25 protein-coding genes are annotated in these 21,853 nt (G+C 54.9%); 14 read left to right on the top strand and 11 right to left on the bottom strand.

The window, feature by feature from the left end; translation table 11 throughout:
- A partial coding sequence (locus B3K78_RS05790) for a CocE/NonD family hydrolase (protein WP_286694684.1) occupies window positions 1-408 on the bottom strand: 408 nt, incomplete at its 3' end.
- A gap of 133 nt (window positions 409-541) precedes the next feature.
- Between B3K78_RS05790 and B3K78_RS05785 the strand changes: the two genes are divergently transcribed.
- Genes B3K78_RS05785 through B3K78_RS05775 form a run of 3 tightly spaced genes read left to right on the top strand, consistent with a single transcriptional unit; the run spans window position 542 to window position 2,568 of the window.
- The gene (locus B3K78_RS05785) at window positions 542-1,045 is read left to right on the top strand and encodes a GNAT family N-acetyltransferase (RefSeq protein ID WP_286694683.1); all 504 of its coding nucleotides are present in this window, start codon (window positions 542-544) and stop codon (window positions 1,043-1,045) included.
- Complete coding sequence (cobB, locus tag B3K78_RS05780; protein WP_286694682.1) at window positions 1,038-1,763, top strand: Sir2 family NAD+-dependent deacetylase; 726 nt, start codon at window positions 1,038-1,040, stop codon at window positions 1,761-1,763. Before B3K78_RS05785 ends, cobB begins: the two co-directional genes overlap by 8 nt.
- A gap of 22 nt (window positions 1,764-1,785) precedes the next feature.
- Entirely contained in the window at window positions 1,786-2,568 is a 783-nt protein-coding gene (locus B3K78_RS05775) for a PhzF family protein (protein WP_286694681.1), read from the top strand.
- Here B3K78_RS05775 and B3K78_RS05770 read toward each other — a convergent pair.
- The gene (locus B3K78_RS05770; RefSeq protein WP_286694680.1) at window positions 2,565-3,455 is read right to left on the bottom strand and encodes an AraC family transcriptional regulator; all 891 of its coding nucleotides are present in this window, start codon (window positions 3,453-3,455) and stop codon (window positions 2,565-2,567) included. The genes B3K78_RS05775 and B3K78_RS05770 overlap by 4 nt on opposite strands.
- A 163-nt stretch (window positions 3,456-3,618) precedes the next feature.
- On the opposite strand from B3K78_RS05770, the gene B3K78_RS05765 reads away from it, so the two are divergent.
- The 9 genes from B3K78_RS05765 to B3K78_RS05725 all read left to right on the top strand — a co-directional run bounded on the left by B3K78_RS05765 (window position 3,619) and on the right by B3K78_RS05725 (window position 12,139).
- Entirely contained in the window at window positions 3,619-5,058 is a 1,440-nt protein-coding gene (locus tag B3K78_RS05765) for an aldehyde dehydrogenase family protein (RefSeq protein WP_286694679.1), read from the top strand.
- 27 nt (window positions 5,059-5,085) lie between these two features.
- Complete coding sequence (locus tag B3K78_RS05760) at window positions 5,086-6,246, top strand: acyl-CoA dehydrogenase family protein (RefSeq protein WP_286694678.1); 1,161 nt, start codon at window positions 5,086-5,088, stop codon at window positions 6,244-6,246.
- Window positions 6,243-7,031: an enoyl-CoA hydratase gene (locus tag B3K78_RS05755; protein WP_286694677.1), complete on the top strand. Its 789-nt coding sequence runs from the start codon at window positions 6,243-6,245 to the stop codon at window positions 7,029-7,031. The genes B3K78_RS05760 and B3K78_RS05755 overlap by 4 nt, the downstream gene beginning before the upstream one ends.
- A complete protein-coding gene (locus B3K78_RS05750) occupies window positions 7,031-8,146 on the top strand; it encodes an enoyl-CoA hydratase/isomerase family protein (RefSeq protein ID WP_286694676.1) in 1,116 nt (371 codons plus the stop codon). Before B3K78_RS05755 ends, B3K78_RS05750 begins: the two co-directional genes overlap by 1 nt.
- Before the next feature lie 43 nt (window positions 8,147-8,189).
- A complete protein-coding gene (mmsB, locus tag B3K78_RS05745) occupies window positions 8,190-9,077 on the top strand; it encodes a 3-hydroxyisobutyrate dehydrogenase (protein WP_286694675.1) in 888 nt (295 codons plus the stop codon).
- A gap of 438 nt (window positions 9,078-9,515) precedes the next feature.
- Entirely contained in the window at window positions 9,516-10,088 is a 573-nt protein-coding gene (locus B3K78_RS05740) for a hypothetical protein (protein WP_286694674.1), read from the top strand.
- Between the two features lie 110 nt (window positions 10,089-10,198).
- Window positions 10,199-10,654: a hypothetical protein gene (locus B3K78_RS05735; RefSeq protein WP_286694673.1), complete on the top strand. Its 456-nt coding sequence runs from the start codon at window positions 10,199-10,201 to the stop codon at window positions 10,652-10,654.
- Between the two features lie 54 nt (window positions 10,655-10,708).
- Window positions 10,709-11,527, top strand: coding sequence for an abortive infection family protein (locus tag B3K78_RS05730; protein ID WP_286694672.1), 819 nt, complete (start codon window positions 10,709-10,711; stop codon window positions 11,525-11,527).
- Between the two features lie 99 nt (window positions 11,528-11,626).
- Window positions 11,627-12,139 (top strand): hypothetical protein, encoded by a 513-nt coding sequence (locus B3K78_RS05725; RefSeq protein WP_286694671.1) that lies wholly within the window; start codon window positions 11,627-11,629, stop codon window positions 12,137-12,139.
- Between the two features lie 93 nt (window positions 12,140-12,232).
- Here B3K78_RS05725 and B3K78_RS05720 read toward each other — a convergent pair whose 3' ends face one another.
- Window positions 12,233-12,748, bottom strand: a complete 516-nt coding sequence (locus tag B3K78_RS05720) for a nucleoside deaminase (RefSeq protein ID WP_286694670.1) — start codon at window positions 12,746-12,748, stop codon at window positions 12,233-12,235.
- Window positions 12,741-13,445: an FMN-dependent NADH-azoreductase gene (locus tag B3K78_RS05715; RefSeq protein WP_286694669.1), complete on the bottom strand. Its 705-nt coding sequence runs from the start codon at window positions 13,443-13,445 to the stop codon at window positions 12,741-12,743. The genes B3K78_RS05720 and B3K78_RS05715 overlap by 8 nt, the downstream gene beginning before the upstream one ends.
- Before the next feature lie 133 nt (window positions 13,446-13,578).
- On the opposite strand from B3K78_RS05715, the gene B3K78_RS05710 reads away from it, so the two are divergent.
- Entirely contained in the window at window positions 13,579-14,430 is an 852-nt protein-coding gene (locus B3K78_RS05710; protein ID WP_286694668.1) for a LysR family transcriptional regulator, read from the top strand.
- Between the two features lie 56 nt (window positions 14,431-14,486).
- Here B3K78_RS05710 and dsbG read toward each other — a convergent pair whose 3' ends face one another.
- The 3 genes from dsbG to B3K78_RS05695 all read right to left on the bottom strand — a co-directional run bounded on the left by dsbG (window position 14,487) and on the right by B3K78_RS05695 (window position 16,222).
- Window positions 14,487-15,266 carry a thiol:disulfide interchange protein DsbG gene (dsbG, locus tag B3K78_RS05705; protein WP_286694667.1) on the bottom strand — a complete coding sequence of 260 codons (780 nt, stop codon included), beginning with the start codon at window positions 15,264-15,266 and terminating at the stop codon, window positions 14,487-14,489.
- A gap of 69 nt (window positions 15,267-15,335) precedes the next feature.
- On the bottom strand, window positions 15,336-15,929 hold the full coding sequence (locus tag B3K78_RS05700; RefSeq protein WP_286694666.1) for an RNA polymerase sigma factor: 594 nt from the start codon (window positions 15,927-15,929) through the stop codon (window positions 15,336-15,338).
- Complete coding sequence (locus B3K78_RS05695) at window positions 15,926-16,222, bottom strand: glutaredoxin family protein (protein ID WP_286694665.1); 297 nt, start codon at window positions 16,220-16,222, stop codon at window positions 15,926-15,928. Before B3K78_RS05695 ends, B3K78_RS05700 begins: the two co-directional genes overlap by 4 nt.
- Before the next feature lie 322 nt (window positions 16,223-16,544).
- Here B3K78_RS05695 and B3K78_RS05690 point away from each other — a divergent pair, with 322 nt between their 5' ends.
- Window positions 16,545-17,783 carry a sensor domain-containing phosphodiesterase gene (locus tag B3K78_RS05690; protein WP_286694664.1) on the top strand — a complete coding sequence of 413 codons (1,239 nt, stop codon included), beginning with the start codon at window positions 16,545-16,547 and terminating at the stop codon, window positions 17,781-17,783.
- A 55-nt stretch (window positions 17,784-17,838) separates the two neighbouring features.
- Here B3K78_RS05690 and B3K78_RS05685 read toward each other — a convergent pair whose 3' ends face one another.
- The 4 genes from B3K78_RS05685 to B3K78_RS05670 form a co-directional block, all read right to left on the bottom strand.
- On the bottom strand, window positions 17,839-18,024 hold the full coding sequence (locus tag B3K78_RS05685) for a DUF6435 family protein (protein ID WP_286694663.1): 186 nt from the start codon (window positions 18,022-18,024) through the stop codon (window positions 17,839-17,841).
- A gap of 77 nt (window positions 18,025-18,101) precedes the next feature.
- Window positions 18,102-19,538 (bottom strand): LVIVD repeat-containing protein, encoded by a 1,437-nt coding sequence (locus B3K78_RS05680; protein WP_286694662.1) that lies wholly within the window; start codon window positions 19,536-19,538, stop codon window positions 18,102-18,104.
- A gap of 37 nt (window positions 19,539-19,575) precedes the next feature.
- Window positions 19,576-20,238 carry a DUF305 domain-containing protein gene (locus B3K78_RS05675; RefSeq protein ID WP_286694661.1) on the bottom strand — a complete coding sequence of 221 codons (663 nt, stop codon included), beginning with the start codon at window positions 20,236-20,238 and terminating at the stop codon, window positions 19,576-19,578.
- Between the two features lie 133 nt (window positions 20,239-20,371).
- On the bottom strand, window positions 20,372-21,853 hold a 1,482-nt coding region (locus B3K78_RS05670; protein ID WP_286694660.1), incomplete at its 5' end, for a hypothetical protein.

Below are 21,853 nucleotides of genomic sequence, written 5' to 3'. Positions count from 1 at the left end.
AATTTTCCCGGTGCTGTCACCGAACCCGCGCTGGTCGAAGCTGATCACATAGTAGCCCTTGTCCAGCCACGCTTGGCGAGCCACATCACCGGAAACATCTTTGGTTGTAAAAGCTTCCAGTGGATTGGGGTTTTCCAGATTTTTTGCGCGGGAAAGGCCAAAGCCGTGACCGTGCAGAATCAGCGGTACGGCTTTGCCGCTCGGGTTCTCCGGTGTGTAGGCGGTGAAGGCGATGGTTTCGCCGTCATCGGCGGTAATGGCCTGGTCGCTGAAGGTTTTTGCCTCAGCAACACCGCCGTTCCCACTTGGCGAGCCGTTATTGGTCGTTGACGAGGATGAACTGCTACCGCAGCCGCTAAGCATTAGCGCGGCGCTGATGCCGAGTACAGGTAAGAGTTTCTGGGACATAACGGTTCTCTTTATTGGTGTTTATGACACAGAGTATACGTAACGCGCGCGGCCGCTAGAAGTGTGAATATGACGCGCCAGGTAAGTGGTGCGCCGCGGGCCGTAAGCGCGTTTGGCAAGTTGGGAGAAACAAATGAAAGACTGGCAGTGTCGCCTGGCGGACTATGCCTGTGAGAGCGATTGTGAGGCGATCGTGTCGCTGATGGAATGCTACGCCAAAGACCCAATGGGTGGTGCAGAAGCGCTGGCTCCAGAAGTGGTGTCGGGTTTGTGTGATGCGCTGGCCGAGCAGCCGGGGGCGATCAGTGTCATCGCCTGGGACGGCGGGCAAGCCATTGGCCTGATCAACACCTTTGTGGGATTTTCCACTTTCAAAGCCAAGCCGCTGTTAAATATCCACGACATTATCGTGCGACCCGCCTGGCGCCAACGCGGCGTGTGTTCGGCCATGTTGGAGCATATTCAAACACTGGCGCAGAGGCGCGGTTACTGCAAGCTGACGTTGGAGGTATTAGAGGGCAATACCGCTGCCCGGCAGAGCTATCAACGCTTTGGCTTCGTCGACTACCAACTGCGGCCGGAGTACGGCAGCGCACGCTTTATGGAGAAGCCTTTGGAGGGCGTCGTAGATGAGTAGCCAAACCCTGTCACGCATTGTTGTGTTAACGGGCGCGGGTATTTCCGCCGAGTCGGGCATACAGACCTTTCGCGCGGCCGATGGCCTCTGGGAAGAGCACCGCATTGAAGAGGTGGCGACCCCGGGGGGGTTCGCGAGTAACCCCGAGCGAGTTCATGACTTTTACAACCGTCGCCGTCAGCAATTATTGTCAGCGGATATTGCGCCCAATCCCGCGCATATTGCGCTGGCTGAATTGGAGAAACACTTTGACGGTGACCTGCTGCTGGTTACCCAAAATATCGACAACCTTCACGAGCGGGCCGGTTCGAATAAGCTGCTGCACATGCACGGTGAGCTGCTGATGATGCGCTGCGCCACTAGCGGCCAGTGTTTTGAGATCCAGCAGGATCTGCTGTCATCACAGCATTGTGAATGCTGTAATTTGCCGCAGACACTGCGCCCCCACGTGGTATGGTTTGGCGAGATGCCGCTGTATATGGACGATATTCAGCAGGCGTTGTCTCAGTGTCAGTTATTTATTGCCATCGGTACCTCCGGGCAGGTGTATCCCGCCGCTGGCTTCGTTCATGAGGCGCGCCGTGCCGGTGCGCACAGTATTGAGGTTAATATCGAGCCGGCGAGCCCCGCCAGCGAATTTGCTGAGCATCGCCAGGGCCCTGCCAGTGTAGTGTTGCCACAACTTTGTGAAGACATACTCAAGGGCGCTTACGGCTAATGCGCTACAAGGAAAACAACACATGAAAAGTTTTATTGTCGATGCCTTCAGTGACCAGCCGTTCTCCGGTAACCCGGCCGCGGTCGTTTTACAAAACCGTCAACTCGATGACGAAAGTCTGCAAAAGATCGCTGCGGAATTTAACCTCTCTGAAACCGCATTTCTTCAGCCACTGGACAACCAAGGAGAATGCTGGAGTCTGCGCTGGTTTACCCCGAAAGCGGAGGTGTCCCTCTGCGGTCATGCAACGCTGGCTTGTGCGCACGCCCTATGGGAGCAGTGTCAGATCGGCGCCGACACCTTGCGCTTTGACACCCTGAGCGGTGAGTTGCGCGTGCAGCGTCGTGGCGATGGTATGTCGATGGACTTTCCCCTGTGTGTGACGCAAAGCTGTAGCTTTGACAGCTGGCCGGCCAGCCTAACCAGTGGCGCCGCAGCGGCGGCAACGGCAGGGGAAGACCTGTTGCTAGAGCTGACGGATCAGCATGCGGTGGAGAATTTTATGGCTGACAGCGCAGCTATCTCCGCCCTGAATGTAAGGGGCTTAATCGTTACCGCTCGCGGCGAGCAGCATGACTTCGTATCTCGCTTCTTCGCACCGGCTGTCGGTATTGAAGAGGACCCTGTAACGGGTTCGGCGCACTGCGCGTTGGCGCATTACTGGCAGCAAAAGCTCGGTCGCGATACGTTCCAGGCGCGGCAAATTTCCGCGCGCGGTGGCAACGTTAGTATTGCCATACATGGCGATCGGGTCGTTTTATCGGGTAGTGCCCGCACCGTTTTGGCCGGGGAGCTGCTGGTCTAAGGGCGTGACGGAATAGCGCCTCGATGGCGCCGGTAGTCGCTGGGCGCAATGCCCAGCACTTTTTTAAAAAGCCGTGAAAAATAATACATGTCGTCATAACCCAACGTGGCTGCCACTTCCTTTACCGACATTGCCGTGCTGTCCAGCAGGTAGCAGGCGCGCTGTATTTTCATATGAATAAAGTACTGAATCGGCGACTGCCCGCTCCAGGCCTTAAACTTTTTAATAAAGTGATACTTCGACATATTGGCGCTGGCTGCGAGTGTCTCTAAGTTCAGCTGGCCGTGAATATGCTCCTGCATTACCGCGCGAATATGTTCCCAGTCCAGGCGCTTGCCGCCACGTGAGGGTTGTTGGCGAACCAGCAGGGCGATGTAGCTCAACAGGGCCTGCAACTGATGACAGCCCTGAATAAACTCGGCGAGTTGATAGGCGCTGCGTCGCAACTCTGACAGGCCGTCAAATATGCGTACCACGCGGGGTTGAACGCCAATATGGATATGCGGGGTGTGTAGCTGACTGTGGCGATAAAAGTCGTCGGCCAATCGGCCGTCAAAGTGTAGCCAGTAAATGGTCCACGGTGTGTCGTCGTCCGCAGCGTACTGATGTGCCATGCCTTTGGGCAACAAAATTAAATCCCCGCTGGCAATGCTGAACTGGCGCTCGCCACTGCGCAGAACACCACTGCCATCAATGCAGTAGATCAACAGAAAACTGTCGTGCTGATCCCGCTCCATACGGTGGCCGTGGGCGTATGGGTAGTAGCCCATGGCCAGTGGATACAGGGCCTCGCTCAGTGGGTGGGCGGCCAGTTGTTGGGCGACGCGCTGCGGTGTAAGGAAGCGCACGCCATTGGGGGGAAGGGGCCAGTCAGAGGTGATGCTCATAATTATTGCCTAGCCGGAGTGGTTCTTTTTTGTAGCAATATAGTCCATCAATAGCCCAATATAGTCAATCCAGAAGCCAGCTTGGCTGTGGTTTTATAGCGACCTGTTAACAATTTCGTCCTACGCACGGTTGCTGGGGCACAGAGATCAGCAGGTAAACACCATGGAAAATACCCAACAGGCAGAGGCCAACGCCGCCGACTATATTGCAGGTTTGATGGCGCGGTCGCGCGCTGCTCAGCAGCAAATTGCGCACTACAGCCAGCAGCAGGTTGATGAATTGATCACCGCCATGGTGTGGGCGGTTGCCAAACCCGGTGTTGCCGAAGACGTGGCGCGCTTTACCGTAGAGGAAACCCAGCTGGGTAACTACGAGGGCAAGTATTTAAAAATCGCCAAGAAAACGCGGGCAACCCTGTTCGATATTTTGCACGACAAGTCCGTGGGTGTGATCGAAGAAGATCGCGAGCGCAATATTGTTAAAATCGCCAAGCCCGTCGGCGTGATCGGCGCCTTGGCACCCTGCACTAACCCCGAAGCGACGCCGGTGATTAAGTCTATTTTTGCCGTAAAAGGGCGCAATGCCATCATTATTGCGCCGCACCCGCGCTCCAAACTCACCAACAAAATGATCTGCGATCGCATGCGTGCCGCCATCGCCGCGCTGGGCGCCCCCGAGGACTTGGTTATCGCGATTGAGCAGCCCTCACTGGAAAGCACTAACGAATTAATGAGGCAGTGCGATCGCATTCTGGCCACCGGTGGCGCAGCAATGGTGAAGTCGGCCTATGCCAGCGGCACGCCTGCACTGGGCGTTGGCGCGGGCAATGCGGTGATTGTGGTTGATGACACCGCCGACCTGGAGATGGCGGCGGAGAAAATTCGTATTTCAAAAACCCTGGATCTGGCAGCGTCGTGTTCCTCCGATAACTCGGTGGTGGCGTTTGAGACTATTGCCGACAGCCTGCTCAACAAGCTTCAGGCCGAGGGCGGCTATATTTGCAACAGCGAAGAAAAGCAGCGCTTACAGGCGTTGATCTGGGGAGATGGCCACATCAACAGCAAAATTGTCGCCCAGCCGGCATCGGTATTGGCGGCGATGGCGGGTATCGATCTGCCTGAGGGCAAGCAGTTTTTCATCGTGCCGGAAACTGGCGCGGGCGCCGAGCACCCTTTCTCAGGGGAAAAGATGTCGGTGGTAATGGCCTTCTATCGAGTGGCCGACCTGGACGAGGCCATTGCCACCACCAATGCCATTCAAGCGTATCAGGGGCAGGGGCATAGCTGCGGCATCTACTCGCGCAGCGATGACAACATCCAGCGCTATGCCGAGCAAACGTTTACCTCGCGGGTGATGGTAAATCAGCCGCAAGCGCCGTCGAATAGTGGTAATGTTTGGAATGGTATGCGCCAGACCTTTTCGCTCGGTTGTGGCAGTTGGGGCGGCAATGGCACCAACAATAATATTAGCTGGCAAGACCTGGTAAACATTACCTGGGTGTCGCGGCCGTTGGCTCAAACCAAACAGCTTCCCGCCGACGAGCAGCTATTTGCCTCAGCGATCGCTGCCGAGCATGCCGCGGGTTTGGCGCCTGGCGCATAAGTGAGTTGTGGTTAAGGTAACGCAGTTATGGATTTTGAATTAAACGACGACCAGCAGGCCTATGCCCTGAGCGCGCGCCAGTTTGCCGAGGGCGTGTTTATGCCCAATGCCGCAAAGTGGGACGCCGAACACATCTTCCCTAAAGACGCACTGCGTCAAGCCGGTGAGTTGGGGTTCATGGGCATGTATACCCCGGAATCTGCCGGGGGCTTGGGCATGAGCCGTTTGGATACCAGCCTGATCGTTGAAGAGCTGGCCCGCGGCTGCACCTCCACGGCGGCGTTTTTAACCATCCATAATATGGCCACCAGCATGATCGGCCACTACGGCCAGCCTGAGTTGGTTGAAGCGCTGTGCCCGGCTTTGGTGACTGGCGAGGCGCTGGCCTCGTACTGCCTTACCGAGCCCGGTGCCGGCTCCGATGCGGGCAACCTGCGCAGCACTGCTCGCCGCGACGGTGAGCACTACATTGTGAATGGCAGCAAAATGTTCATCTCTGGCGCTGGCGCCACTGACGTGCTGGTTGCCATGCTGCGCACCGGAGAGCCTGGCCCCAAAGGTATTAGCGCCTTTGCCATTCCCGCCGATAGTGAAGGCATCAGCTACGGTAAGCCGGAAGAAAAAATGGGCTGGAACAGTCAGCCGACCGCCACGGTTACCTTCGACAATGTGCAGGTGCCCGCTGCCAACCGCCTTGGCGACGAGGGGCAGGGCTTTCGCATTGCTATGCAAGGCCTGGACGGCGGCCGCATTAATATCGCCACCTGCTCTATTGGCACCGCGCAAGCCGCACTGGAAACGGCAACCGCCTACGTTAAAGAGCGTGAGCAATTTGGCCAGGCCATTGCCGATTTTCAAAACACCCAATTTACCCTGGCCGATATGGCCACCCAGCTTGTTGCCGCGCGGCAAATGGTCAGGCTGGCGGCGTTTAAACTCGACACCGGCCACCCAGAGGCCAGCAGCTACTGCGCCATGGCCAAGCGCTTTGCCACCGACGTGGGTTTTGACGTGTGCAATGCCGCGCTGCAGCTGCACGGTGGTTACGGCTACATACGCGAGTACCCCTTGGAGCGTCACCTGCGCGACAGCCGCGTACATCAAATTCTGGAAGGTACCAACGAAATTATGCGGGTCATTATCGCCCGCCGAATCTTAATGGAAGGCGCACTGGAGGTGATTAAATGAGCATGAGCCCAACTGAAAAATTACAGCTTGACGTGCAGGGCCACACAGCTGTGGTAACCATCAATAACCCCGCCGCCAACACCTGGGACGCTGAATCCCTGAGTGGCTTGAAAACGCTGATTGCTGCGCTCAACGCCGACAAAAATATCTACGCCTTGGTGATCACCGGCAGCGGCGAAAAATTCTTCTCCGCCGGGGCCGACCTGAAAATGTTTGCCAGCGGCGACAAAGCCGTGGCGCAAGATATCGGCCTGAAGTTTGGTCAGGCGTTTGAAGCCTTAGCCGATTTTCGCGGCGTGAGCATTGCTGCCATTAACGGCTTTGCGATGGGCGGTGGTTTGGAATGTGCGCTGGCCTGCGACATTCGTATCGCCGAAGAGCAGGCGCAAATGGCACTGCCCGAGGCCAAGGTTGGCCTATTGCCCTGCGCGGGTGGCACTCAGCGTCTTACCGCGCTGGTGGGTGCGGGCTGGGCCAAACGCATGATTCTGTGTGGCGAGCGAGTGAATGCCGAAACGGCGCATCGCATCGGCTTGGTTGAAGAGCTAGTGCCCCGTGGCGAGTCGCTGCAGGCGGCGCTGGATATGGCAAGCGCTGTTGCCCAGCAAAGCCCAGTGGCCGTCAGCTTCTGCAAAGCGTTAATCCACGAAGCGCGCGATGCCGTCATGCCAAAAGGGCTGATTCTGGAGCGCGAGCGTTTTGTGCAACTGTTTGATACCGTCGACCAAAAAGAAGGCGTGAATGCCTTCTTGGAAAAACGGCAACCGGAGTGGAAAAACGCCTAATGAGCACAAGCCAGGACGTACTATTTGAAGAGCGCGACACCGCCAGCGGTCAGAAGCTGGGCATTGTCACGCTCAATGTAGAAAAAACGCTGAACTCCCTTAACCTCGGCATGGTCGAGGCCATGCTAACGCAGCTGGCTGAGTGGCGTGATCGCCGCGATATCGCCTGCCTGTTTATTACCGCTGCCGGTGAGAAGGCCTTCTGCGCAGGTGGCGACGTGCAGGCTCTGTATCGCTCGGCTACCGAAACACGGGGTGGCCCCTGCGAATACGCCGAGCGGTTCTTTGAGCAGGAATATCGCCTCGACTACGCGCTACACCAGTTCGCCAAACCCGTTGTGGTGTGGGGGCACGGCATTGTTATGGGCGGTGGCTTGGGTATCTTCGCGGCGGGCAGTTATCGCGTTGTCACCGAAAAGTCCCGCCTGGCCATGCCGGAAATTACCATCGGTCTTTACCCCGACGTGGGCGGCAGTTATTTCCTAAATCGCATGCCTGGCCACTGTGGGCGCTTCCTGGCGCTAACCGGCGCGTCTTTCAATGGCCGCGACGCCCTGTACCTCGGCTTGGCCGAGAGCTTTATTGAAAACAGCCGCCGCGACGACGTGTTGGCAGCGATGGCCAAGGAGCTGTGGTCCGACGATGTCAGCGACAATCACGAGCGCCTGTACAGCCTGATGGCCAGCCATATAGAAGCCTCACAAGCGGCGCTTCCCGAGGCCAATGTTGAGCCTGCGGCGCCAATAATTAATCAGCTCTGCGAGGGCGATGATATAGCCGCCATCAAGGCCATCACTGAGCTATCCAGCGACAACCCCTGGCTGCAAAAAGCGTCGGCAACCTTGTCTGCGGGTTCGCCGTTGAGTGCGCGCTTAATTCTGGAGCAATTGCGCCGCGCCGACGGCCTGAGCCTGCGCGAGGTATTTCGCGCTGAGCTAGTGCTGTCCACCAATGTGGTGCGTAACAGCGACTTCGCCGAGGGTGTGCGCGCCCTGTTAATCGACAAAGATAAAAATCCGCAGTGGCGCCACAGCAGCTACGAAGCGATAGACAGCGCCGAAGTAGGCGCTTACTTCGAAGCCCCTTGGTCAGAACATCCACTGCACGATTTATAACCATACCGCCGAGCCTTCCAAGGGCCGCAATAAGGAGAACACCATGAGCAGCATTGCATTTATCGGCTTGGGCAATATGGGTGGCCCAATGGCGGCCAATCTACTCAAGGCAGGTCACAGCCTCACGGTTTTTGACCTGTCTCAGCCCGCCATGCAAGCGCTAGCCGAGCAGGGCGCGCAGTGTGCCAGCACTGCTGAAGCGGCCATCGACGGCGCCGAAGTGATTCTTAGTATGCTCCCCGCTGGCAAACACGTGGCAGGTTTATACCTTGGCGAGGCAGGCCTGATTGCCAAGGCGCAAAAAGGCACGCTCATCCTCGACTGCAGCACCATTGATGCCGAAACCGCCCGCGAAGTTGGCGCGGCGGCCGAGGCCGCAGGGCTGGATATGTTAGACGCGCCGGTATCCGGTGGCGTAAAAGCCGCGCAGGCGGGCACACTCGCCTTTATGTGCGGTGGCAGCGAGGCGGGCTTTGCCCGCGCAGAAAAAATCCTGGCGGGGATGGGTAAAAAAATCTTCCACGCGGGCGACCACGGCGCTGGCCAAATCGCCAAAATGTGCAACAACATGCTGCTGGCTGTGCATATGGTCGGCACCGCCGAAGCGCTGCAGCTGGGCTTAAATAACGGCCTGGATGCCAGCGTATTGTCAGAGATTATGAAGAACAGCTCCGGCGATAACTGGTCACTGCAAAACTACAACCCAGTACCCGGCGTTATGCCAGCCACCCCGGCCAGCAACGATTACCAGCCCGGCTTTATGGCCCAGCTGATGCTCAAAGACCTCGGGCTGGCAATGGAAAACAGCCTGAAAACCCAAAGCGCCGTGCCCATGGGCGCATTGGCGCGCAGCCTCTACGCCAGCTTTGCCGGCAAAGACGGCAACGCCCAGCGAGACTTTTCCGCCATTATTGAAATGATGCAGGGCTAACAATACACGCTCATTCGCTTGGCGCTGCCCAGCGTCAAGCATCCTCCCCGCCTTCAAGCCCAGGCGCCGCTATTCTCCCTTCTATGTCTTATTTGGACCCGCGAATGCAGCCTTCTGCAAGCGCCGCATAGGTTAATTGATGTGCTGCCGTGACTAGTGTTTTGGGTGTTCAGGTTTTATGCTACGTATCCCAGCAAGGAGTGTGCGTAGTTACAAGCATTAGCTACGGGCGAAGCAAATCAGCCACATAAGGAAATACGGGCAATATCTATGAGGCCCCACCAACAGAATTTAAGCGCACGCGCGTTTAGCCCGCTAAGCTATTCCGGGGTTAACGGCCGTTTATTTTTTAAATCAGACCTTTATGAGATTTTTACGCTAGCTGACGCTGGGGTAAACCGAGCATACGCGATATACAAGTGTTATGCATAAATCCTTATGAATAGAGAAACGGCAGTTATTGAGCTTAAAGAGACCTTCAGGATTCTGAATGACGACCTCAATGAAATTCAAAATCTATACATTGAAAAGCCAAGTGGGGCATTACACAGAGCTTTAATAAGAGCATATTCAGCTTTTATTGAAGGGACTCTCTACCAGCTCCGTCAGGTTGCAATTCATTCGGCAGGTTCCGCGAATGCTGTTTTCTCTGCCGAAGAGTTGATGCTACTAAAAGAGCTTCAAGTGTCTTTGAATAAAAGGGGAGAGATCGAAACCAAAGACAATTATGAGCGCTTTTTACCTATGCTTTTGTTTACATTTAAGCAATACGTGAGGGTGCATGGTGCGAACTTCGAACCTGATACAAGTGTCGCGGGTTGGGTAGCCATGAGAGAATTTGTGAAAGTAAGAAACCTATTAATGCACCCTAAATCTAGCAACGAACTGGAAATCGAAAAGGACTCTAGTTCAGAAATTAATAAAGCAGTTTATTGGTTTCATGACACATGCTTGTCAATGTTTAGTGAGTGTTCCAGAGCCGATGAGCATTACAGTCATAAAGATGCATAAAAAGTGGCGGCAATACGCACCCTGCGGGTGCCGGACGCCAAAAAAAACTGCGCTTATTCTGGCGCCGTTGCGCTAGGCGTTAGGTATAACTCCAACAAGGATAAAAATTAATGGATTTCGAGTTTATTCTTCCGCTATTAGGGACACTGCTTTCTCTAGTAAGCTTATATCTAGGCACAAAGAATCTCTCGGCTGAAAAGCAGATAAAGGAGATTGACGACATTCGCCAGAAGCTTGCCGACCATGAATCAAAAATACGAAAGCACATGTCGGAGGAAGAGGCTGCGAAGTTCATTAATAAGTTTGATGAATTGAAAGCTAAGCTTTATGAAATTGAGAAAATTGAAAATAAAGAGAATAGAAGAAAGGAAAGCGGTAAAGTAGAGAAGGCCGTTATTACATATATTGTTCCAGCCATGGCGGCATTAGGGCTAGTAGGGTTGTATATATATCTGTGGATCATTCACGGCGATGACCCAAACTATTCAACTCCTGAAGCACTAAATTCGATTATGAGCGTGGTTGTTGGCTATTTATTTGGCGCAACAGCCGCCAGCAACACCTAACAATAGCAGGCAAAGCGCGCTTGCTGCTGGCTTTAGGCTCATGGAGATTCGAGATTGAGCAGTAATATTCCAAATTCTGTAATAGGCGCTGTCGCTTCGGTAATCGCAGGCCATTACTACAGCCATTCAAAGCTTGAAACGCTCTTCATGGAGAGTGGAGCTCCCGGTGATGCACCGGAAGGGAATTGCGAAAGAAAATGCAGTGAGTGGCTAAAGCGTTGCAATGAAGATCCAGAAGTTGATGCTCTTAATGTCTTGGGCAGAATTATTCAGAACTACATGGATCAGTCACCTACGGTTTCGTTTTTTGACGATTCGCCTTCAAGAATCGAGGAGGGCCAAGAGCGGATTAAGGCAGCATTGGCACAAAACCAGCTTTCTTATCGTCTTAATGGTTACATTACCCAAGCCGGGTCAACTCCAATTTCTAAAACGCTAGAGGACTATTTAAAATCGGGGGAATTTTCATCTATTGAAAAGGAGTTTGAGAGAGCTGTAGAGCATATTCAAACTGACCCTCACGCATCAGTCACTGCTGCCTGTTCGATTATTGAGTCAGCCCTTAAGTTCTATATAGAACGTTTCGATTTGGTCGCACCAAATAAATTGAATGTTATGCCGTTGTGGTCAGTGGTTCAGCCGCACCTAAGCTTGAACGCTGATGCCACGCTGGCCGCTGATCAGCAAAAAGTGCTAAAAGGTATTTCATCAATCATTGATGGTGTTGGGGCCTTTAGGTCACACATAGGTTCTGCTCATGGTCGTGGCTCTAGCCCGCCTAGCATTGTGGTTGCAGAAGCTCGGCTTGTTGTTAATGTTGCGCACACTTTAGTGGTCTTTATTATGGAGGTTCTGCATGCCAAAAAAGCCTAACAATCGCAGGCGCAGCGACGGTTTTTTTCGTTGCGGCTGCGCCTCCACTACAAAGCCGCGCGTGCTGCGGGCGTTAGGTAAATACATCGGGGGAGCTAGGTGGAACCAGTAACTTGGGGTTTTATAGGAACGATAGTCGGTACAATTTCTGGGGCTTCAGCAAGCATTCTCACAACCGTAATAACGGAGCGAAATCTTCGCCATATAAAAAGAGATGAGGCGTTGTTCGCACGAGAAGAAAAGGCGAAGGAGTTTCAGTTTAGCAACCTGCTGAAATTGCAAGATGTTTTATCCAGCACAATGCGGTTGGTCGCGCGAGCGCATATGGAAGACAGGGAGCACTTCAGGCAGAGGCATTCTCCATCAGATGTATCTATGTTGAGCGAAGAACTCGATAACGAATTACTTATGTCGAGCAAGGAGCTATCGATCCTATCTGAACGCATAGCTGATGACGAGCTTCGGGAAAACATAAAATTACTGCGCACCAAAATGACCAGTGTTGTGGTCGCGGAGAGTGCGGAGGACAGTGGGGCAGCTTTTAAGAGCTTATCTTATGCATTTGACGAAAGCATGGCGGAAATTGGTATGGTTTTGCGGAATACACTTTAAATCTGGTGGAGAAATGCCTAACAATCGCAGGCAATCTGGCGGTTTCTCTGTTTCGCCTTCGTCTCCACTGCAAAGCCTCGGTAGCTACGGGCGTTACCCGCTTCTCCTCGCTTTTGGTGCTGCTGGTTTTTTGCTGGTAAGTGATTGCTGCCTTGCGACCTGAAAGGGCCACAGTTTCCTATCAACCCCCAACATCACAATGTTAAGCGCATTCAGTAGGCTGGTGTTTATGTGTCGGTAGGTCCATCGGTAGTCGAAGCCGTGGTCGGCGGCATCATGCCGGTTCGAAAGGCAGATCACGTTTTTGATACCGGCCATATGGATGGCCATAAAACAGAGCGCGCAGGGCTCGCCGGAGGCAATAAGTGTCGCGCCGTGTAACGCAACGCGGCGCGTATTGCGTGAGGCGTTTCGTATTGCCTGCACTTCGGCGTGGGCGGTGCAGTCGAGCTGTTGGGCGACCTGGTTGACGCCTTCGCCGATGACTTCCCCTTGTGAATTGATAATCAGTGCGGCGAAGGGCAAGCCACCGGCATTGGCGTGCTGAATCGCCAGCTCGATGGTGCTTTCTGCGTGCTCTGGCAGGCGGCTTTCGAGAGCGTTATGCACTTTCTGCCTCCGTTGTGGGCGATTGCGTCGGCATCGCGCCGCATAGTTCGGTTGCAAGGTGCTCGGCACGGGCCTTTGCCTGGTAGAGTGAGTGGCGGTGCCGGTCGTCGCCAAATTCCTGGTATTCAGAGGCGATTTCATAGCTGGTTTCCACGCCTAAATATTTGCTGAGTGTTTTCAGATGGGGAACCAGATGGGCGGAATGCTCGCGGATACCGCCCTTTTCAAAGCCGAATTCCCCCGTGGATGTCACGATGACTAGCGTTTTTCCAGATAGCAGTGGCTGTAAGGGGTGGTCGCCGCGGGATAGGTCAAAGTCGAAGGTTTTATTGATCCGCACAATTTGGTCGAACCAGGCCTTAAGTTGGGCGGGCATACCGTAGTTGTACATTGGTGAAGAAATAACGATGACGTCGGCCGCCGCGACCTCTGCAATTAGTTCGTCGGAGAGGGCCAGTGTTTGCTGTTGTGCCGGACTGCGGTTGTGCTCGGGGGTAAATACCGCGCCGATCCAGTCTTGGTTGATAAATGTCGGTGGGTTTATGCCAACATCTCTGTAGATATATTCATCTAGAGGTCGGTGCTTTTTCCATGTTTCGATAAATCGCCGCGCGATATTTTTCGACAGGGAGTCATGCTCGGGGTTCGGGTTGCTTGCTGCTCTTACGCTTGAATCTATATGGAGTAATGCTGTCATGGCCGTTCTCTCGCTCAGTTAGTGACAGGGATATTTTGTGTCGCTGTGGGTGGGTGAACAAACGATAAAAACATACTTACAGATGAACTAAACTCATCTAAAGTCTCAGTGCTTACTGTTGGGGAGGTGGACGTTGCAAGTATCGTTGCAGGCACTTAAAGCGTTTGAATCTGCTGCCCGTTTGGGCAGTTTTAAGTTGGCCGCTGAGGAACTGTCGCTAACGCCAACGGCGATCTCCCACCACATCAGTAATTTGGAGGGGCGCTTGTCGGTCAGTTTATTTCATCGCCATGGCAGGCGGATTGCGTTAACCGGAACAGGGGCGCGCCTGGCAAAGGCAACCTCGGAGGGGTTTCGTAAAATTGATAATGCCCTGGATGAGGTGATGAGGGCGGGCACAGCGGTAAGGGTGACAACGACCTCGTCGTTGGCGGCGATGGCGCTGATCCCCGCTCAACATGAATTTGAACAGGCGAACCCGGGTATCTCTCTGGAAATATCGACAGGCGAGTCAGTCGATAGCCAGTCTTATATTTTGCCTGTTCGCTATGGCGATGCAGCGAGAGTTGAGCCCTCGGATATCATTCGACACGAGTCATTTAATGTCTTTGGCGCTCCCGGAATGGCGGCTCCTGGCAGCTGGAACGAGGGAATTACCCTGTTTACCACGCAGTGGAAAAATACTGCCTTGCCGGAGCCTCCACTCACTGCATGGCTTGAAGAGAATGGGCTGCAGGATGCAAAACTTAACTGTGTTCCCTTTGACCAGGAATTATTTGGGATTCAGCAGGCAATGGCCGGGCGCGGGCTGGTGTTCTGTTCGACAACGCTCGCTAAGCGCTTGGTGGATGCCAAGCTGCTGCAAAGCGTTGACACGCGAGAGGTGACTTCCAGCCTGTGTTGCTACGTGCCGAATAAAAACAGCTTTGAAACGCGCGGCGCCGTGCGCTTTTTGGAGTGGGTGGACGCGCTGTTGAATGGATAGGCCGCGCCGGTGAAGTGCGCTATCTCCGGCTTTCTGGTCGCGCCAGCCATACCGCCTCAAGGCTTTGCTGCCCCCTCCATCATCAGGTTTAGCGTGTGCGTTGGCGGCATGCCTAAATGTCGTTGTAGTTTCCCTTCGGCGTCTTTGTAGAAGATGCCCGGTGTGGCTGGTACGCCGAGTTTTTGCATTAGTTGGTTGTTGGCCTGCACCTGTGGTTCGCCGCGTATGCGAGCGCTTTCCTGCACCGCAATGCCGCCGTGTTTATGTTGCGCCACGTTTTGCATATACGCGGTGTGCGGGTTTACAGCACCCAATATGGTCGCGGCTTTGGGCAAGCTGCTGGGCGTTAGTACACCAACCAGAATGTGCCTGAGCTGAACCTGTCCCGACTGAATCCAGGGGGTAGCGGCTTCACGGAAGGCTTGGCAGTAGGGGCAGTTGGGGTCGTAGAAAGCGTAGATGGTGGTCGGTGCGCTGTTATCGCCGTCGGCGACCCAGTGGCTCGAGGCAAGCTCGGCCCAGGTTTGACGTGCCTTGGCGGGGTCGTACAAGGCATCGATTTTCTCAGCGGAGAGATTGTTGCCGTCTTGGTCGATATGGGTGCCGACAAAGGCGTGCTGCTGATCTTTGCTCACATAGACGGTGATCGGCTTGCCTTGCGATTCCAGAATGTAGCCGCGCATGTCGGGCGTGGCGTCGAAGTCGGCAACTACGCTTAGGCCACGATCCAGTATGTGCTGAATGATTTGCGGGTACTCTCCAGCAAGGGTGATGTGTGATGAGAGCAATAGCGCGCTGCCAAGAGTAATGGGTAGGCGCTTGAGCAAGTGTTTCATAGCGTTATGAACCAGAGGGTAGTGGAAGTTGGGTTGTTGGATTTGTCCGGCTTGGTGATGAGCGCGCCGCTAGCGGCAGGGCGAAAGTTGGTTTCGCGCTCGGTGAAGCATCACGCGCATATTGGCGTGGGAGAGTGCCAGGCTCTCTGAGATTTGTTTGCCATCGATGGCGCTGGTGGCGCGGAGGTAAAGCGCGTTAGCCTGGGCGCGGTTCATGCGCCGCATTTTTGCATCCACGTTCTGCAATGTGCGGGCGGTATCCAGGGCGAGCTCAGGGTCACTCAGCGCATCGTCAGGGTGACTGTAATGACTCTCGTCGACCAAGGCCGACCAGCGAGCTGCCGACACGGTAATTTCTTTGCGGTGCTTTCGGCGTGCGGTGAGGGCCATGTTAATGGTAATGCGACACAGCCAGGTCTTAAGCGTTGAGCGACCCTCGAACTGATGCATTCGCTCTAGCGCGGCAATCCATGCACTCTGGGCGGCATCCTCGGCAAGGCTGTGCTCCACATATTGGCGGGCAATGCCGACCATGGCGGGGTGGTAGTCGCGGTAGGCCCTGGCATAGGCCTTTCTATCGCCGCGCTTTAGGCGCTCGGCAAGGGCCCGGTCGTGCTGCCAGTTATGCGGGGCGTGCTGCGTTTGCGGCGTGGAGAGGCTCATCGTTTTCCCCCTTTCTTTGCTCTGTGAGCGGTGGCGTGACGGCTGAGAAAATTGACGATGTCCTGGGACTCATACAGCCATTTCACTTGGCCACCCGTCTCGATTTTCAGGCAGGGAACCTGCGTTTTGCCGCCGCCCTGACGAAGCTCTCGGCGATAACCTGGGTTAACCGCAATGTCCCGTTGCGCCACGTCCAGCTTCAAGCTTTTGATCGCCGCGCGGGTGTAGGCACAAAAGGGGCATGCCGGGTAGTGATAGAGCGAAAGTCTGGTTTGAGTACTGTCGGTATTCATCGGCGGTGCCTCCCTGAAACATAGCCTTATCCTGGCGCAGGGGGCGGCCGTGTATTTGGCCGAACATCCGGAATTTTGGTCATATTGTGTAAGCGGGTGCAGCGCAGCCTCGCTTGTCCATTTTCTTGCGAATGACATTGGCGCTATATGGGGCTCGGCTAGCCCGCGAGGTGGCCGGCGATCAACGCGTTTTCCGGTGCCGCACTTCCGCTGAGGGCAGTCTGTTCGCGTTTGAATTTATCTGCTGCCTGGAGTTGTGAGTCTCGACGGGGGCGTCTACTCTTTTACCTTATTAATGTATTCGGCGCGCAGGGCACGTTAGGTGGACAAAGAAGATGCGGGTTTAGAGTCAGTTCTTCTAGCAGAACAAGGCGATGAGGGTCTTTACGACAGGCTGCAGCAACTACTCTCAATCCTCCGGAGGCACCTCGATATGGATGTGGCCTTTATCTCGGAGTTTATCGATGAGCAGCGCGTTTTCCGGTTTGTTGACGCTAAGGGCAGTGAACCTCCACTGTCCGTTGGTGGCTCAGATCCCTTAGAAGATACCTATTGCAAACGAATTGCTGACAACAAGCTTGGAAATATTATTCACGACACGTCCTGTAATACGGTGACCCGAGAGCTGGCCGTGACCGAGGCGCTGTCTATTGGCTCCTATATGGGGGTGCCGATTGTATTGTCGACAGGTGATGTTTACGGAACCTTCTGCTGTTACAAAAGCGTCGCCGATGAGACTTTGAATCGCCGAGACCTGCGGTTTTTAAGTGCCATTTCCGAGATTGCCGGTGACCTCATTGAGCGGAATATTACGGCTGAAAATAACAAGACAGAAGTGATGCGACGGGTTCAGTCGGTATTGGCCGATGAGCAGTTGGATATCTATTATCAGCCGATTATTAATTTGCAGGAAAATTGCGTTGTCGGTTTCGAGTCGCTGTCTAGATTTTCGCCGTTGCCGTACCGTTCGCCCGATATTTGGTTTGCGGAGGCATCACAGGTCGATTTGGGCGAAGAGCTCGAAATGATGGCGATTCGAAAAGCGGTAAGCGCGCTAAGTCGTTTCAGAGAAGATATTTATATCTCCATCAATGCATCACCTGATCACGTGTCGAGCGGTGCGGTCCGCAAGGCGCTGTTGGGAGTTGATGCGCGGCGCGTTGTTTTGGAGGTTACCGAGCACGCGCCTGTCAGCGACTACACGGAGCTTGCGGCCGCCACAGAAGTATTGCGCGAGATGGGCGTTCGTGTCGCTATCGACGACGCGGGTGCAGGATATGCCAGTTTTCAGCATGTTCTGGAGCTAGGTGCCGATATTATAAAGCTCGACATCAGTCTGACGCATGATATTCACTGCAAGCCCAGAAAGCTGGCCTTGGCCAAGGCGCTCTGCGCATTCGCAAGCTCGGTTGGTTGCTCAATTATTGCCGAGGGTATTGAGTCGTCTGAAGATTTAGAGGTGCTACGGGCGCTAGGCGTGGACAAGGCGCAAGGTTACCACCTCTCTCATCCGCTACCGATACACGAGGCGATTTCGATGCGACAGTTGCCGGGTAATTAGCCGATTCAACTGTGGGGGCTCCGCCCTGACATTGGATGCTGGCAGAGCGCCTCAATCAGCGTGAGGGCTCCTTAGCTTCCTTCAGTTTTTGCATCTTGTCTGCCAGCTGCTCGGCTTCGGCAGTGATCATCGAATACGCTTTAATATCGCCATTGCGCTGCGCGTGCATCGCTTTTTCCAGTTTGGCCAGATAGGCCTTGTTGAGCTTGGCGACGGGGTCTTTCTTGAAGAGCGAAAACATGGTGTGGTCCTTGTAAACGTGTCTTCCTTCTACGGTGGCCGGTCGGTTCTGGTTGTGATGCATGGCGCGGAAGGCGCTTACCAAACACCATTGGTGACCCTGATGGCATAAAAGCCACTGTAGCCGTCGGTGTACCAAATTTCTTTGCGCTCAGGAACGAAGGCGGGTTTGGACATCGCCCAATTACTGGCAGGTGCGGGAACGGTTAATATTCGCGGCTGCACCGGCGCATTGAAGTATGCGATTTCTCGCGGGTGCAGCGGGTCGCGAATATCGAAAATTCGCAGCCCGGACAGAATCATGCTGCATGCGGCAATGTCTGGGTCTACGCGCGTGGGAACGGCGCAGTAGTGCCCGGCATAGCCGCCAATGATATTCGACGCGCCGGGGTCGTTCGCGATGGTCTCGCGGTTTTCTGGCTGGTGAACCTCCAGCCGCAGATTCGATACCACCCTGGGGCGTGTTTCATCGCTAATATCAATGATTCTGGCTGCACCGACCGTTTTGCCATTGGACGCGACCCCAAAGGGGGTGCCGGCGTTGTTCGAGGAAAATTCATCAATTTCGAAAAGAAAGGGTTTTCCATCGCGACTAAATGGCATCGCATTTTGTGGAATGCTTTGATTATCCCAAGACAAGCTGGCGATTTCGTAGACCTGCGGGTTGGGCAGTCGCGCCTGAATTTCTGAAACATCCATAATCATCAGGCCGTTATCGTTGCCCGATGCGAGATAGGCCCGGTTTCCGTCATCGGACAGGGACAGGCCGTGGGAGCTGTAGTTGCCCGACCAAAGCGGCAGGGGCAGGCGCGGGTTTGAGAGGTCGACCGCGGTGAGTGTTGGGGTGCTCGGTGACGCGGAGTAGAATGTTTTTCCATCCGGCGTCATACCGCTCTCGTGACCGAGCGTGCCGACTAAGGCTGAGGACAGCAGTTTTGGCGACCGGCAGTCTTCAGACACATCGTAAACGTCGACAATGCCAGGGTAGGCAAGCGCGTTGCCCATGACAGCCGCAAGTATTCCCGCCTCTTGAGAGACGACCAGCGACTCGTGAGGTGACAGCATTGCCGGGGAAATAAGCCTGCTGGTGAGCAGCGGTCGTTCCGGGTCACTCATATCCAGCACATTGACCCCTGCATTCAGGTCCAGGAAGTTTGTCGGGAACATCAGTGTGCTGTCGTAGTACGCACATTCGCGGCCGGCAGTATCGACATAGCGTTCCACCTTAAACCCGCCTACAGTGCCGATGGCATTCGGTACGATGTATGACCCCACCAGTTCGGTGTTACAGGTAAAGCCTTGCTCGGCATACCCATTGTCGTGGTCTTCTTGGGTGACCCGCCCCTGCATGCCGGTTTCCGGGCGGGAGCCGGGGCCGCAGTCTGCTTTTTGGATGGCTGCGGTAGATGGCTCTCCAATACTGTTCTCGCCGGCGGGGTTAGCCGAATCGGATTTGCAGCCAACAAGGCTGAGCGTCACCAGGGTTAGCACGCTGATAGCGTTTATATTTTTCATTTTGTGCTCCTGAGATATATGGTGCTTCCTTGCGCGGCTACTCTTTTGGGGACGCGGGGTATGTCTGAAGTGCTGCGAGTAAATTTTGCATGTGCTGAATTTCCCGTGATTGCTCCATCACGATCAGGGATGCCATTGTTCTCACCGCGTTTAACTGCGCTTCACTGGCCGCAAACTGGGCCATCGGCACGCCGCCCCTGTGGTGTTTGAGCATTAATTCAATGAACTGTCGGTCGCGTTTTAAACCTTCGGATTGTCTGAGTTCATTGAGCTCATTGGCGGTTGCCAGGCCGATCATGCCGCGGTCTGCATTGCGGCAATCCATGACGTATTTCTGCATCGACGCGTCAAGTGGCGCGCTGCCGAGGAGCATCCAAACCATGTCAGCCTGGTGATGTTCTTCCTCTCCCCATAATTTCAGCCAGCCGCGCATCTCGCCCAGCTCGACTAATTGCGTGCTGGCGATATTGCGCGCGAAGGCGTGTAGCCCCGTTGGTTTGCCATCGAGCATGATTTGCGACATGGCGATGGCTTGCTGATGATGGAGAAGCATGGACTGGCTGAAACCCACATCAATCACACTGGGCGTGACTGCCGCCAGGCTCGCGCGCGCGTGACTCAGGGATTTCCCCTGGCTGTAACTAAACACGGCGGCGGCAATGAGTACCAAGGCGGCGATCAGTGTTCGTTGTGCCCGCATGGCGGCTAAACCTGTATTGTTGCCAGCGCAACCCCCTTGGCGTTACTGGCCCTTGGTCGGGCACAGAAGGAGCGCTTGGATTTTTTATTATAAGAGCGGCCTCAATGTGCTGAGGCCGCGGGTGTTCGCTGATTTACTCAAATCGGTTGGCATGAATATTCAAGTTGCTACCGTCGAACCGCTGGGTAACAACCGTGGCATTGCCGTGATCGTCCATGACCAGTTGGGGGTGTTCTGCCGCAGTGGTGGTGTTTTCAACCAAGGTTTCAGTACCCCAGGTGCCGGTTTGTGCGATGTAGATGTTGGTATACAGCAGGTTGGAAGAAACGCTGTCGCTCTGCATCCAAACAACAAGGGCATTGCCATCCTCGTTTATCACGATTTGTGGTTGTCTTGCATGCCCGTCTTCGCCGCTTTCTAACAGCGTTTCTGAGCCCCAGCTATCTGTGGCGGCGGTATAGCGGTTGGCATAAATGCTGGTGCGAATTGAGATTTCTTCCTGGGCCCATACGGCGATGGCGTTTCCATCGTTGTCGACCGCAACTCGCGGTGTTCTCGCGTGTCCGTTATTTCCGTTTTCAAGCAGTACTTCCGCTCCCCAGCTGTCAGTGCTGGCGGTATACCGGCTGGCGTAAAGGCTGTCTTTGGCGCCGTCGTGTTCGCGCCAAACTAGCGTGCCATTGCCGTTGGCATCCAAGGCAATTTGTGGGTCAAATGCGCCCCCTTGGTTGCCGTTTGCCACCAGGGTTTCGCTACCCCAGCCACTGGCGGGGGTGTAGCGGTTGGTGAGCACGTCGTTGTAGCCGCCAGTGTCTTGGCTCCAGGTGGCTATGGCATTGCCCGCGTTGTCGAAGGCGATTTTTGGCTGGGTCGCATCGCCACTGTTACCCGTCTCGATCAGCTCTTCTGCCCCCCAGCCATTGGCAGGCGTGTAGCGGTTGGCGTAAACGCTGTCGTGTGTGCCGTCATTCTGCGTCCATATGGCAATGGCATTACCGTTGTTATCGAACGCAATTTGGGGGCTCGCGGCATCGCCAGCATTGCCGCTTTCGATAAGCGCTTCGGTTCCCCAGCCTGTACTCGGAGAGTAGCGGTTAGCGTAGATGTTGTAGTTTGTGCCGTCATGCTGGGCCCATACGACGGTGGCGTTGCCGCTATTGTCGAAAGCAATGGCGGGAGAAACCGCATGTCCGGCGTTGCCACTCTCTATCAGGGTTTCGGTGCCCCAGTTGCCGGTACTGGCGTCATAGTAGTTCGCATAGAGGCTTTCATAACTGCCATCGCTTGTGCGCCATACGGCCAGGGTGTTGCCGTTGCCGTCAGTGGCGACTTGCGGAAAGCGGGAATGGCCGATATTCAGGTTTTCTATCAGGGTTTCCGCGCGCCAATACCGGCAGAGAACCTCGATATTGTCGACGTCGGCGCCAGCAACCACACCGCTGCCATCGGTCACCGAGCAAAGTTGCTGGTCGGGGTGGGCCGAGACGGTGACATCGTAGTTGTCGCCATTGGCGAGTTGGGTGTTGAATTCAAAACTCACGCCTGCAACAGGCAGGCTGTCGCTGCCGTTATTTTCCAGGGTTAGACCCTGAGTGAGCGCGCCGCTTGCGGTGCC

The sequence above is a fragment of the Spongiibacter sp. UBA1325 genome, from assembly GCF_002306875.1.
GTDB classification, from domain to species: Bacteria; Pseudomonadota; Gammaproteobacteria; order Pseudomonadales; family Spongiibacteraceae; genus Spongiibacter; species Spongiibacter marinus.
This window is presented reverse-complemented; position numbering and strand designations above follow the sequence as displayed.

Excerpts from the sequence above, each read along its gene's own strand:
- B3K78_RS05785 (WP_286694683.1), top strand. The coding sequence starts at position 542 with ATGAAAGACTGGCAGTGTCGCCTGGCGGACTATGCCTGTGAGAGCGAT.
- cobB (WP_286694682.1), top strand. The coding sequence starts at position 1,038 with ATGAGTAGCCAAACCCTGTCACGCATTGTTGTGTTAACGGGCGCGGGT.
- B3K78_RS05775 (WP_286694681.1), top strand. The coding sequence starts at position 1,786 with ATGAAAAGTTTTATTGTCGATGCCTTCAGTGACCAGCCGTTCTCCGGT.
- B3K78_RS05770 (WP_286694680.1), bottom strand. The coding sequence starts at position 3,455 with ATGAGCATCACCTCTGACTGGCCCCTTCCCCCCAATGGCGTGCGCTTC.
- B3K78_RS05765 (WP_286694679.1), top strand. The coding sequence starts at position 3,619 with ATGGAAAATACCCAACAGGCAGAGGCCAACGCCGCCGACTATATTGCA.
- B3K78_RS05760 (WP_286694678.1), top strand. The coding sequence starts at position 5,086 with ATGGATTTTGAATTAAACGACGACCAGCAGGCCTATGCCCTGAGCGCG.
- B3K78_RS05755 (WP_286694677.1), top strand. The coding sequence starts at position 6,243 with ATGAGCATGAGCCCAACTGAAAAATTACAGCTTGACGTGCAGGGCCAC.
- B3K78_RS05750 (WP_286694676.1), top strand. The coding sequence starts at position 7,031 with ATGAGCACAAGCCAGGACGTACTATTTGAAGAGCGCGACACCGCCAGC.
- mmsB (WP_286694675.1), top strand. The coding sequence starts at position 8,190 with ATGAGCAGCATTGCATTTATCGGCTTGGGCAATATGGGTGGCCCAATG.
- B3K78_RS05740 (WP_286694674.1), top strand. The coding sequence starts at position 9,516 with ATGAATAGAGAAACGGCAGTTATTGAGCTTAAAGAGACCTTCAGGATT.
- B3K78_RS05735 (WP_286694673.1), top strand. The coding sequence starts at position 10,199 with ATGGATTTCGAGTTTATTCTTCCGCTATTAGGGACACTGCTTTCTCTA.
- B3K78_RS05715 (WP_286694669.1), bottom strand. The coding sequence starts at position 13,445 with ATGACAGCATTACTCCATATAGATTCAAGCGTAAGAGCAGCAAGCAAC.
- dsbG (WP_286694667.1), bottom strand. The coding sequence starts at position 15,266 with ATGAAACACTTGCTCAAGCGCCTACCCATTACTCTTGGCAGCGCGCTA.
- B3K78_RS05700 (WP_286694666.1), bottom strand. The coding sequence starts at position 15,929 with ATGAGCCTCTCCACGCCGCAAACGCAGCACGCCCCGCATAACTGGCAG.
- B3K78_RS05695 (WP_286694665.1), bottom strand. The coding sequence starts at position 16,222 with ATGAATACCGACAGTACTCAAACCAGACTTTCGCTCTATCACTACCCG.
- B3K78_RS05685 (WP_286694663.1), bottom strand. The coding sequence starts at position 18,024 with ATGTTTTCGCTCTTCAAGAAAGACCCCGTCGCCAAGCTCAACAAGGCC.
- B3K78_RS05680 (WP_286694662.1), bottom strand. The coding sequence starts at position 19,538 with ATGAAAAATATAAACGCTATCAGCGTGCTAACCCTGGTGACGCTCAGC.
- B3K78_RS05675 (WP_286694661.1), bottom strand. The coding sequence starts at position 20,238 with ATGCGGGCACAACGAACACTGATCGCCGCCTTGGTACTCATTGCCGCC.